Source organism: Stappia sp. (genome assembly GCF_048268045.1).
Classification (GTDB): domain Bacteria; phylum Pseudomonadota; class Alphaproteobacteria; order Rhizobiales; family Stappiaceae; genus Stappia.
On sequence record NZ_JBLWWG010000011.1, the window covers coordinates 69555 to 81731 of the forward strand.

The 12177-nt window shown below is 66.3% G+C and carries 7 protein-coding genes; 2 read left to right on the forward strand and 5 right to left on the reverse strand.

All coding sequences use genetic code 11. The features are described from left to right. Window positions 1-59: 59 nt before the first annotated feature. The 4 genes from scpA to ACN0WF_RS16630 all read right to left on the reverse strand — a co-directional run bounded on the left by scpA (window position 60) and on the right by ACN0WF_RS16630 (window position 6847). Window positions 60-2204 carry a methylmalonyl-CoA mutase gene (gene scpA / locus ACN0WF_RS16615; RefSeq protein ID WP_417773899.1) on the reverse strand — a complete coding sequence of 715 codons (2145 nt, stop codon included), beginning with the start codon at window positions 2202-2204 and terminating at the stop codon, window positions 60-62. A gap of 93 nt (window positions 2205-2297) precedes the next feature. Continuing rightward, window positions 2298-4331 carry an acetyl-CoA carboxylase biotin carboxylase subunit gene (locus ACN0WF_RS16620; RefSeq protein ID WP_417773900.1) on the reverse strand — a complete coding sequence of 678 codons (2034 nt, stop codon included), beginning with the start codon at window positions 4329-4331 and terminating at the stop codon, window positions 2298-2300. 25 nt (window positions 4332-4356) lie between these two features. Further along, window positions 4357-5889, reverse strand: coding sequence for an acyl-CoA carboxylase subunit beta (locus ACN0WF_RS16625; RefSeq protein WP_417773901.1), 1533 nt, complete (start codon window positions 5887-5889; stop codon window positions 4357-4359). Window positions 5890-6280: 391 nt separating this feature from the next. Further along, window positions 6281-6847 (reverse strand): biotin transporter BioY, encoded by a 567-nt coding sequence (locus tag ACN0WF_RS16630; RefSeq protein ID WP_417773902.1) that lies wholly within the window; start codon window positions 6845-6847, stop codon window positions 6281-6283. Between the two features lie 195 nt (window positions 6848-7042). On the opposite strand from ACN0WF_RS16630, the gene ACN0WF_RS16635 reads away from it, so the two are divergent. Continuing rightward, the gene (locus ACN0WF_RS16635) at window positions 7043-8455 is read left to right on the forward strand and encodes a helix-turn-helix domain-containing protein (protein WP_417773903.1); all 1413 of its coding nucleotides are present in this window, start codon (window positions 7043-7045) and stop codon (window positions 8453-8455) included. A gap of 340 nt (window positions 8456-8795) precedes the next feature. On the opposite strand, the gene ACN0WF_RS16640 is transcribed toward ACN0WF_RS16635, so the two are convergent. Then, complete coding sequence (locus ACN0WF_RS16640) at window positions 8796-9929, reverse strand: hypothetical protein (RefSeq protein ID WP_417773904.1); 1134 nt, start codon at window positions 9927-9929, stop codon at window positions 8796-8798. 217 nt (window positions 9930-10146) lie between these two features. Between ACN0WF_RS16640 and ilvD the strand changes: the two genes are divergently transcribed. Next, window positions 10147-11991, forward strand: coding sequence for a dihydroxy-acid dehydratase (ilvD, locus tag ACN0WF_RS16645; RefSeq protein WP_417773905.1), 1845 nt, complete (start codon window positions 10147-10149; stop codon window positions 11989-11991). Window positions 11992-12177: the final 186 nt, after the last annotated feature.

A 12177-nucleotide genomic window follows, 5' to 3' on the forward strand; every position in this document is an offset into this window, starting at 1 on the left:
AAGCGGGCCGGGCCCTGGCTCCTCCTGCCGGGGCCCGGCCTCGGCTCCGGGCGATCGCCTCAGGCGACGTTGCGGCGTCGACCCGCGATGAGGTCGAGCACCGTACGTGCCGCGTCGAGGACATTCGAGCCCGGGCCGAAGATCGCGGAGACGCCAGCCTCGCGTAGAAAATCGTAATCCTGACGCGGAATGACGCCACCGCACACAACGATGACATGGCCTGCACCGCGCTTCTCGAGCGCCTTGACGAGCTGCGGCATCAGCGTCTTGTGGCCGGCGGCGAGCGACGACACGCCGACGACATGGACCTTGGCGGCGATGGCGGCTTCCGCAGCCTCGTCGGGGGTCTGGAACAGCGGGCCGGCGAGCACCTCGAAGCCGACGTCGCCAAAGGCCGAGGCAATCACCTTGGCACCCCGGTCATGGCCGTCCTGGCCGAGCTTGGCGACCATGATGCGCGGCTTCTCGCCGAGTTCGGCGGCCAGATCGGACAGGCGGGTGACAAGGGTCTTGTACTCCGGCTCATCCTTGTATTCGCCCGCGTAAATGTTGCGAACGACCTTGGGAACGGCGGCGTGGTCGCCGAAAACCGAGCGCAGGCAATCGGAAATCTCGCCGACGGTGGCGCGTGCGCGCGCCGCCTCGACAGCGCATTCCAGGATGTTGCCTTCACCCGTCTCAGCCGTCTTCGTCAGCGCCGCGAGCGTCTCCGCCACCCGGTCGGAATCGCGGCTGCGGCGGATCTTCTCCAGCCGGCGGACCTGGCTCTCGCGCACCGCGGCGTTGTCGATGTCGAGGATGTCGAGCTTGTCCTCGTCCTCGAGCCGGTACTTGTTGATGCCGACGATGACCTCGTCGCCCTTGTCGACGGCCGCCTGGCGGCGGGTGGCCGCCTCCTCGATCATCTGCTTGGGAATGCCCTTCTCGACGGCCGCCGTCATGCCGCCCTCGGCCTCGATCTTCTCGATCAGCTCCCAGGCGCGGGTGGCGAGTTCGTCGGTCAGGCTCTCCACATAGTAGGAACCGGCGAGCGGATCGACGACGTTGGTGACCCCGGTCTCGTGGTTGAGGATGAGCTGGGTGTTGCGGGCGATGCGCGCGGAAAACTCCGTCGGCAGGGCAATCGCCTCGTCGAAGGAGTTGGTGTGCAGCGACTGGGTGCCGCCAAGCACCGCCGACATCGCCTCGAAGGCGGTGCGCACGATGTTGTTGTAGGGGTCCTGCTCCGCGAGCGACACGCCCGACGTCTGACAGTGGGTGCGCAGCATCTTCGACTGCGGCTTCTTCGGCTCGAACTCCGTCATGATGCGCGACCACAGCAGGCGCGCGGCGCGCAGCTTCGCCGCCTCCATGAAGAAGTTCATGCCGATGCAGAAGAAGAACGACAGCCGGCCGGCGAAGGCATCGACATCGAGACCCTTGGCGAGCGCGGCGCGGACATATTCGCGCCCGTCCGCCAGCGTGAAGGCCAGTTCCTGCACCAGCGTCGCCCCGGCCTCCTGCATGTGGTAGCCGGAGATCGAGATGGAGTTGAACCGCGGCATCTCCTTCGCCGTGTACTCGATGATGTCGGCGATGATCCGCATCGAGGGCTCGGGCGGGTAGATGTAGGTGTTGCGGACCATGAACTCCTTGAGAATGTCGTTCTGGATCGTGCCGGAGAGCTCGGCCCGGCTCGCGCCCTGCTCCTCGCCGGCGACGATGAAGCTCGCCAGCACCGGGATCACGGCGCCGTTCATGGTCATGGAGACGGACATCTCCTTGAGCGGAATGCCGTCGAAGAGGATCTTCATGTCCTCGACCGAGTCGATGGCCACGCCAGCCTTGCCGACATCGCCCTCGACGCGCGGATGGTCGCTGTCGTAGCCGCGATGGGTGGCAAGGTCGAAGGCGACCGAAAGCCCCTTCTGCCCGGCGGCGAGCGCCTTGCGGTAGAAGGCGTTGGAGGCCTCGGCGGTGGAGAAGCCGGCGTACTGGCGAATGGTCCAGGGCCGACCCGCGTACATGGTGGCGCGCGGGCCGCGCAGGAACGGCTCGAAGCCCGGCAGCGTGCCCAGATGGCCGATGCCGTCGAGATCCTCCGCCGTGTACAGCGGCTTGACCGGAATGCCCTCCGGCGTGTTCCAGACGAGCTCCTGCGGATCGCGGCCCTTGAGCTCCTTCGACGCCAGGTCCATCCAGTCGCGAACGGTCGTCTTGGTCATAATCTCACGCCTCCGATGTAGCCAACGATGTGCCGAGCCACCGGGCGAGCACTGACGCCATGATCCTGGCTTCTCGCTTGACCCGCGCCAACATCATTCGAATTCCATGATCAGCTCGTCGACGGCGAGGCTGTCGCCGGGCTTGGCGGCGATCACCTTGACCACGCCCTTGCGCTCCGCCTTGAGCACGTTCTCCATCTTCATCGCCTCGACGGTGGCAAGCGTCTGTCCCGCCTCGACGGTCTGGCCCTCCTCCACCGAAATGGAAACGACGAGACCCGGCATCGGGCACAGCAGCATCTTCGAGGTGTCCGCCGCCACCTTCTCGGGCATCAGCCGCGCCATCTCGGCCTGGCGCGGCGTCAGGCAGGCGAGCGTCACATCGGCGCCGCGCTGACGCAAGCGGTAGCCGTGGAAGGTCTGCTCGACCTTGACCGCCAGCGCCCGGCCGCCGACTTCCGCCTCGATCAGGCGCATGCCCGGCTTCCAGCCATCGAGCGAGACGAGGATCTCGCCCGAAAGCGCGTGCCCCTGATCGGCCTCGCGCGCGGCGACGCGGTACATGCCCGTCCCCGTCTCCGGCGTCACCGCAACCGGATACTCGGCGCCGGCGACGACGATGGTCCAGTCCGGCCCGACAACGCGGCGATGATTGTCCATGGCCCCGGAGATCTGCGTGGCGCGGGTCTCGGAGAGATGGTTGCAGGCGGCCGCAAGCGCCACGAGGCGCTCCATGTCCGGAGCCGGCAGCTCGACGCCCTGGAAGCCGTCGGGATATTCCTCGGCGATAAAGGCGGTGGTGATCGCCCCCGAGCGGAACCGCGGGTGCTGCATGACGGCGGCCAGGAACGGCAGATTGTGGCCGATACCCTCCACCTCGAAGCGATCGAGGGCCTCCGACATCGCATCGACTGCGGCGATGCGCTCGGGCGCCCAGGTGCACAGCTTGGCGATCATCGGGTCGTAGAACATCGAGATCTCGCCGCCCTCGAAGACGCCCGTGTCGTTGCGCACCACGGTGCCGTCGGCACGCATGCCTTCGCTCGGCGGCCGATAGCGGGTGAGCCGGCCGATGGAGGGCAGGAAGTTGCGGTACGGATCCTCGGCATAGAGGCGGCTTTCCATCGCCCAGCCGTTCAGCTTGACGTCGTCCTGCGAGATCGAAAGCGTCTCGCCGGCGGCGACCCGGATCATCTGTTCGACAAGGTCGATGCCGGTGATCAGCTCGGTGACGGGATGCTCCACCTGAAGGCGGGTGTTCATCTCCAGGAAGTAGAAGTTGCGCTCGCCGTCGACGATGAACTCGACCGTGCCGGCGGAGGCGTAGTTCACCGCCTTGGCCAGCGCCACGGCCTGCTCGCCCATGGCGCGGCGCGTCGCCTCGTCGAGGAAGGGCGACGGCGCCTCCTCGATGACCTTCTGGTTGCGGCGCTGGATCGAGCATTCGCGCTCGCCCAGATAGATGGTGTTGCCGTGGCTGTCGGCGAGCACCTGGATCTCGATGTGGCGCGGCTGAGTGACGAACTTCTCGATGAAGATGCGGTCATCGCCGAAGGAGCTTGCCGCCTCGTTCTTCGACGACTGGAAGCCCTCGCGCGTCTCCGCCTCGTTCCAGGCGATGCGCATGCCCTTGCCGCCGCCGCCGGCGGAGGCCTTGATCATCACCGGATACCCGACCTCGGCGGCGATCTTCACCGCCTCGTCGGCATCGGCGATCAGGCCCATGTAGCCCGGCACGGTGGAAACGCCGGCTTCCGCCGCCAGCTTCTTGGAGGTGATCTTGTCCCCCATCGCCTCGATGGCGGAGGCCGGAGGGCCGATGAAGGCGACCCCCGCCTTCGCCAGCGCATCGGCGAATTCGGCGCGCTCCGACAGGAAGCCGTAGCCCGGATGCACGGCGTCCGCGCCGGAGACACGGACCGCCTCCAGGATCTTGTCGAGGACGATGTAGGACTGGTTGGCCGGCGGCGGGCCGATGTGGATCGCCTCGTCGGCCATCTTCACATGCAGTGCATCCCTGTCGGCGTCGGAATAGACCGCGACCGTGGCGATGCCCATCTTCTTCGCCGTCTTGATGACCCGGCAGGCGATCTCGCCGCGGTTGGCGATGAGGATTTTCTTGATCATTGAAAAGGTCCCGTTCCTGGCGTCGTCACAGCGGAATGTTGTCGTGCTTCTTCCAGGGATTCTGGATGTCCTTGTTGCGCAAGGTGGCAAAGGCGCGGGCGACGCGGCGGCGCGTCGAATGCGGCATGATCACGTCGTCGATGAAGCCCTTTTCCGCCGCCACGAACGGATTGGCAAAGCGGTCCTCGTATTCCTTCGTGCGCGCGGCGATCTTCTCCGGATCACCAAGCTCGGAGCGGTAGAGGATCTCGGTCGCGCCCTTGGCGCCCATCACCGCGATCTCGGCCGTCGGCCATGCGTAGTTGATGTCGCCGCGAATGTGCTTGGAGGCCATCACGTCATAGGCGCCGCCATAGGCCTTGCGGGTGATCACCGTGACCTTGGGCACCGTCGCCTCGCCATAGGCGAACAGCAGCTTGGCGCCGTGCTTGATGACGCCGCCGTATTCCTGCGTGGTGCCCGGCAGGAAGCCGGGAACGTCGACGAAGGTCAGGATCGGAATATTGAAACAGTCGCAGAAGCGGACGAAGCGGGCCGCCTTGCGCGAGGAATTGATGTCGAGCACGCCGGCCAGCACCATTGGCTGGTTGGCAACGACGCCGACCGTCTGCCCCTCGATGCGAATGAAGCCGGTGACGATATTGCCGGCATAGGCCTGCTGGATCTCGAAGAAATCGCCCTCGTCGGCGACCTTCGTGATCAGCTCCTTCATGTCGTAGGGCTTGTTCGGATTGTCGGGAATCAACGTATCGAGCGACATGTCGAGGCGCGCCGGGTCATCGAAGAACGGACGAACCGGTGGCTTCTCCCGGTTGTTGGACGGCAGGAAATCGATGAAGCGGCGCAGGGCGACCAGCGCTTCCACGTCGTTGTCGAAAGCGCCATCGGCGACCGAGGACTTGCTGGTGTGGGTCTTGGCGCCGCCAAGCTCCTCCGCCGTCACCACCTCGTTGGTCACCGTCTTCACCACATCCGGGCCGGTGACGAACATGTAGGAGGTGTCGCGCACCATGAAGATGAAATCGGTGATTGCCGGAGAATAGACCGCGCCGCCGGCGCAGGGACCCATGATCATCGAGATCTGCGGCACGACGCCGGACGCCATGATGTTGCGCTGGAAGACGTCCGCATAGCCGCCGAGAGAGGCGACGCCCTCCTGGATGCGCGCACCGCCGCTGTCGTTGAGGCCGATCACGGGGGCGCCGTTCTTCACCGCCATATCCATGATCTTGCAGATCTTCTGGGCATGGGTCTCGGACAGGGAACCGCCGAAGACGGTGAAGTCCTGCGAAAAGACATAGACCATGCGGCCGTTGACCGTGCCCCAACCGGTGATCACGCCGTCGCCGGGCATCGTGGTGTCCTGCATGCCGAAATCCACGCAGCGGTGGGTGACGAACATGTCGAACTCCTCGAAGGAGCCCTCGTCGAGGAAGATTTCGACGCGCTCGCGCGCCGTCAGCTTGCCCTTGGCGTGCTGGGCCTCGATGCGGCGGGTGCCGCCAGCCAGGCGCGCGGCGGCACGGCGGGTTTCCAGTTCCTGCAAGATCTCCTGCACGGGCGGCTCCTGTGATGCGTGACCGGCGTTCGGCCGACTGGATTTTCTCGTTGTTCGTGTCTTCGCTTTCGCGTCGTCTGTATCTGCGCGCCGGCTTTGTCGTCGCGCCGGCTGTCAAGCTTCGCACCTGTCTGATCCAGGCGGAGCGATGGCCCGTCGTTGCCACCCTGCGCCACCCCTCTGCCGCCCTGAAGGCGAGCCGGATACGCGGTTGCGCGGCATGCGGGCAACGGCGGACGCAGGTCCGCCGTCCGGACGACAGGCGGCGCGCTGGTGTCGCGGCGCGGCGCATGCGCCGCCACCGTCATTCACACCGGCCCGGAGCCGGCGGAGGTGGCCCGGCCCGCCGCCGGCCGGATGCCGGAGACGGGCCGAGGCCGACTTTCGAACGTCAGCCGCGCGGGCTCAGACGCTGGCCGGCGACAACAATGGCCGCCGCCAGAACCGACTTCACAAGACCGGCAAGCAGGAACGGATAAAGGCCGAAGACCAGCGCCTTCTCGACCGAGCCGAGCAGCGTGGCGAGCCAGATCAGGCCCGGGACGAAGACAATCGCCTGGGCAAGGACCGAGGCGGTGACGGCGCGCAGGATGCCCTGGGTCCAGCCCTTCATGGCGAACCAGCCGGCGAGCCAGGCCGAAGCCACGAAGCCGAGCAGGAAGCCGCCGGTCGGACCGGCCATATAGGCAAGGCCGACGCCCTTTTCCGGGGTTCCGGTGAACACCGGAAGGCCGGTCGCGCCTTCGGCCAGATACATCAGCACGCTTGCCGCGCCGAGACGCGGGCCAAGGGTGAAGCCGAGCACCAGCACCGCAAGGGTCTGAAGCGTCATCGGCACCGGGAAGAAGGGCACACTGACCTTGGCGGACACGGTCAGAAGCAGCGAACCGGCGAAGGCGACGATGAGCGTGCGCGCCAGCGGCCGCTCCGACGTCCACGAGGTCACGGTGGTGAACATGATGGCAGTTTCTCCTGTTAGTCCATATTCCAGACCGCCGACGCCGCGGCGGCCGCTGCCTTCCCGTCTGGCTACCCGTTTTAGGGGCCGGACGGGAGAGTTGAAAAAGCCGCAAGGCGAACTTAATCTGTTTGCAAATTCGCATTTGCAAATTTGCAAACCCGACGCCTCGCGCCTCGGAACCGGGACCCCATTATGAAGAAGCTCTTCATCGGCCGCCAGATCCGATCCTTGCGCGAGGCGGCGAGCCTCACCCAGCGTGATTTTGCCGAAAGGCTCGGCCTGTCGACAAGCTATGTCAACCAATTGGAAAACAATCAACGGCCAGTTTCCGCGCCGGTGCTGTTGTCCCTGTCCGAACATTTCGGCCTCGACCTCGGCTCTCTTTCCGTCGATGACGACGACAGACTGATCGCGGCGCTGCGCGAGGTCTTCGCCGATCCGGTCTTCGCCGGCGGCAGGCCGGGGCTTCAGGACTTCAAGATGGTCAGCCAGAATGCGCCGGATTTCGCCCATGCCATGGTGCGCCTGCACCAGGCCTACCGGCAGATGAGCGAGCAGCTTGCCATGCTCGACGACACGCTGGCGCGCGACGAGACGCTGGCACGCCCGACCCCTTATGAGGAAGTGCGGGATTTCTTCCATTTCGAAAACAACTACATCCACGAGCTCGATGTCGCCGCGGAGGACCTGAACAGCCGGCTGACGCCGACGGGGCGCGTCTTCGCCCGCGACCTGGTCGAGCATCTGGAAACGCGCCACGGCATTTCGGTGACGCGCCACCGCCACGAGGCGGATGCGGGCGAGATCCGCACCTTCGACGCGCGCGGCAAGCGATTGTCGCTGAACGAGGCGCTGCCGGAATCGACCATCGTCTTCCAGCTCGCCCACCAGATCGCGCTCCTCGAGGCGCGCGCCATCATCGACGGCGTGCTGGCGAAGGCCAAGTTCCAGACGGATGACGCGGTGCATGTGGCGCGCATCGGTCTTGCCAATGCCTTCGCCGGAGCGCTGGTGCTGCCTTACCGGACCTTCCTCAAGGCCGCCCAGGAAACGCGACACGACCTTGATCTCGTCGCCGACCGCTTCGGCGCCAGCCTCGAACAGGTCGCCCACCGGCTCTCGACCATGCAGCGCCCGCGCCTGAAGGGCATCCCCTTCTTCTTCGCCCGCGTCGATCGCGCCGGCAACATCACCAAGCGCCACTCGGCCACCAAGCTGCAGTTCGCACGCTTCGGCGCCGCCTGCCCACTGTGGAACGTGCACCGCGCCTTTGAAAGCCACGGAACGATCATCCGCCAGCTTGCCGAAACGCCGGACGGCTCGCGCTACATCTCGCTGGCCGCGCATGTGGTGAAGAAGTCGGGCGGCTATGGCGGGCCGGTGCTGCATTATGCCATCGCGCTCGGCGCCGAGATCGCGCATGCGCGCGACATCGTCTATTGCGACGGGCTCGACCTTGCCCGCGACGCGGCATTCGAGCCCATCGGCATCTCCTGCCGCATCTGCGAGCGGCTCACCTGCGCCCAGCGCTCGGTGCCGCCACTCAACCGCGCGATCTCCATCGACAGCGACCACCGCCGGCTGGTGCCCTACGAGATCCGGTGAGGCGGGCGAGAGGCCGTCAACTCTCGGCAAAGCAGCGAACGACCCCGCAGTCAGTGGAAAGGCCGCGCGCATTCCAAGGCACGCTTGCGCCGGTCGCCGGCAAGGAGGTTCGTGATCCTCTTCAGCTCGAACCGGCGATCCGCCCCCTCAAGCGCAGCCTTCGAGAACACGAGAGGGACGCTGTTGGCCTGTCCCGCATCGTGTCCGCGGCTCAAGAGCCGCCGTCCCGTTTGCCGCAGAAGGCGCGGAGGCCGACGGCGATGCTCGTTGGCGGGCAGCGCTCGCAAAACTCTCTCGTGCGCGCCTTGAAATTCCGCCCCTCGGCCCGAGATTGCCGCGACTACCGGTCGATGCAGAAGCGAAAGGCGGCGTCGAGCATCCTGCGGTCTCCCTCAACCAGGGGCACCGTGCCGCGCAGCTCGCCGCCCGCCGACTGCCCGAGGAAGACGCTGACCCCGAAAGCGGCCGCGCCGGCGACCCGCGTTCCCGTCTCCCGATCGAGTCGGAATTCCACCGATTTGCCCGAGCGGACCCGCATGCGATCGCGCGGCACGCGAATCCGCTGCACCTGGCCGTCCGCGCCGCTGAGAAGAAGGTCGCCCGGATCGGGCAATTCATCGGGCAGCGAGATGTCGGAGGAAACCAGGAGATGCGGCTCGCCACGCCGGCAGTAGGCGGTGACCTGGGTCAGCTCGTCGTAAAGCCGCGTGCGGCCGAGGCGCTTCGCCGCCGCGACGATGCCGGACTTGTAAGGTTCCAGATAGAAGGGCGCGAAGCCGTCGGGCGAGACGAGATCGAATTCCTCCAGCGTCGCCCGGTCTGGCTCGTACATCTCGTCGCGCCCGGCGGTGACGCCGAGCACGAAGATGCGCGGGTCGATGTTCATGTAGACCAGATAGGCGACGATCAGGCTCGATTCCGTCTGCCCCTGCGCCAGCGCATCGTCCTGCGTCAGGCCGGCCTTTTCCCACGCCTCCCGGTTCGGCACGAAGAAACGGTGGAAGCCGAGGCGGTTGCCTTCCGCAATCCGCCGGACAGCACCTCCGAGGAAGGTGTAGGCGCAGGCGCTCATGCAAAAGCCCTGCTGCCCGACGCGGCCGAACGCACCCTCCTCCACCCAGTTGCCGATGGCGGTCTCGTAATTGTGCTGGCGGATGATCGAGCCGAGATCGAGACCGGCGCGCAGGTTGCCGCCGCCGCTGTAGAGCAGCACCTTGTTGCCCTCGGGCTGCTCGCGCTCGAGAAAGGCGCGGAAAGCACGCGGCGTGTCGGCCGTGATCCCGCCCACCGCGAGGATGTAGCATGACGCGGCCGAGTTGCCCTCACAGACATTGTCGAACGCCATGTCGTTGCGAACGTCGAGTGCGAACGCCGGCAGGGGCACGCAGAGCAGGACACCCAACGCCATGCAGAGACCAAGACCGAACACCGGCAGCCGGCGCGCAAGCCGCGCCAGAACCTCTCTTCCAACCATCGTCCCCACCCCGTTCCAAAATCGCCGCAACGCGAGAATTTTCCCGATCCTTTCGCGAAGGGCAATCCCAAACGACGCGGTGGCGGCCGAGGCCGACGCACGACATCTGCCGGCATCTGTCCGGGCGCGGCCCCGAGACGTAATTTCCTTGCGTCGTCGCGCCTGATTTCGTACCTCGTCTTGCGGATCAATTGTCATACGAACCACCGAGGCGAGAATGCCGACTTACCGGTCGAGAACCAGCACCCACGGACGCAACATGGCGGGCGCGCGCGGCCTTTGGCGCGCCACGGGCATGAAGGACGGCGATTTCGGCAAGCCGATCATCGCGATCGTGAACTCCTTTACCCAGTTCGTGCCAGGGCACGTTCACCTCAAGGACCTCGGCCAGCTTGTGGCCCGCGAGGTCGAGGCGGCCGGCGGCGTCGCCAAGGAATTCAACACCATCGCGGTGGATGACGGCATCGCCATGGGCCACGACGGCATGCTCTATTCGCTGCCCTCGCGCGAGATCATCGCCGACAGCGTCGAGTACATGGTCAACGCGCATTGCGCCGACGCCATGGTCTGCATCTCCAACTGCGACAAGATCACCCCGGGCATGCTGATGGCCGCCATGCGGCTCAACATTCCGGTGGTCTTCGTTTCGGGCGGCCCGATGGAAGCCGGCAAGGTCAAGCTCGCCGACGGCACCGAGCGGGCGCTCGACCTGGTCGACGCGATGGTCGCCGCCGCCGATGACAAGATGTCCGACGAGGACGTCATGGCCATCGAGCGTTCGGCCTGTCCGACCTGCGGCTCCTGCTCCGGCATGTTCACCGCCAACTCGATGAACTGCCTGACCGAGGCGCTTGGCCTGTCGCTGCCGGGCAACGGCTCGACGCTCGCCACCCATGCCGACCGCAAGCGGCTGTTCATCGAGGCCGGCCACCTGATCGTCGACATTGCCCGGCGCTACTACGAGCAGGACGACGCCAGCGTGCTGCCGCGCTCCATCGCCAATCGCGCCGCGTTCCACAACGCCATGTCGCTCGACATCGCCATGGGCGGCTCGACCAACACGGTTCTGCACCTGCTCGCCTCCGCGCGCGAGGGCGAGATCGACTTCACCATGGCCGACATCGACAAGCTGTCGCGCAAGGTTCCCGTGCTCTGCAAGGTGGCCCCGTCCGTCTCGAATGTGCACATGGAGGACGTCCACCGCGCCGGCGGCATCTTCGGCATCCTCGGCGAGCTCGACCGCGCCGGCCTGCTCGATACCTCGCTGCCGATGGTGCATGCTGCGAGTCTCGCCGACGCGCTGGCATTGTGGGACGTGAAGCGCACCGACAGCGACAGCGTCAACGCGTTCTTCCGCGCAGGCCCGGCGGGCATTCCCTCTCAGACCGCCTTCTCGCAGGACTGCCGCTATGACAGCGTTGACGACGACCGCGAGACGGGCGTCATCCGCGACAAGGCGCACGCCTATTCGCAGGACGGCGGCCTTGCGGTTCTCTACGGCAACATCGCGCTGGACGGCTGCATCGTGAAGACCGCCGGCGTCGATGACTCGATCCTGAAATTCACCGGGCGAGTGCGCATCTTCGAGAGCCAGGACAGCGCTGTCAGCGGCATCCTGACCGGCAAGGTCGAGGCTGGCGACGTCGTGCTGATCCGCTACGAAGGACCGCGCGGCGGGCCCGGCATGCAGGAAATGCTGTATCCGACCAGCTACCTGAAGTCGAAGGGCCTCGGCAAGCTGTGCGCGCTGGTCACCGACGGCCGCTTCTCGGGCGGCACATCGGGCCTGTCCATCGGCCATGTCTCGCCGGAAGCCGCCGAAGGCGGCGCCATCGGCCTTGCCCAGGAAGGCGACCGTCTGGAGATCGACATCCCCGGCCGCACCATCCACCTTGCCGTTTCGGACGAGGAGATGGCCCATCGCCGCGCGGCGATGGACGCCAAGGGCGCCGACGCCTGGAAGCCGGTCGAGAAGCGTACGCGCAAGATCAGCACGGCCCTCAAGGCCTATGCGCTGCTGGCGACCTCCGCCGCCGAGGGCGCGGTGCGCCGCGTCGACTGAGGCGACGGTTTCGCCCGCCCGCAGGCGTGCACAGAACGAAAAATGCGAACGGGCGGCCCAGTTGCCGCCCGTTTTCTTTTCCGCAAACGGGCGAATGCCTCTGCCGCGGCGAAGGCCAGGCCCCGCGATCCGGATCCGAGGCAGCGCGCGCGGCAATGGCACTTTTCACAAGAGAGTGGAGATTTC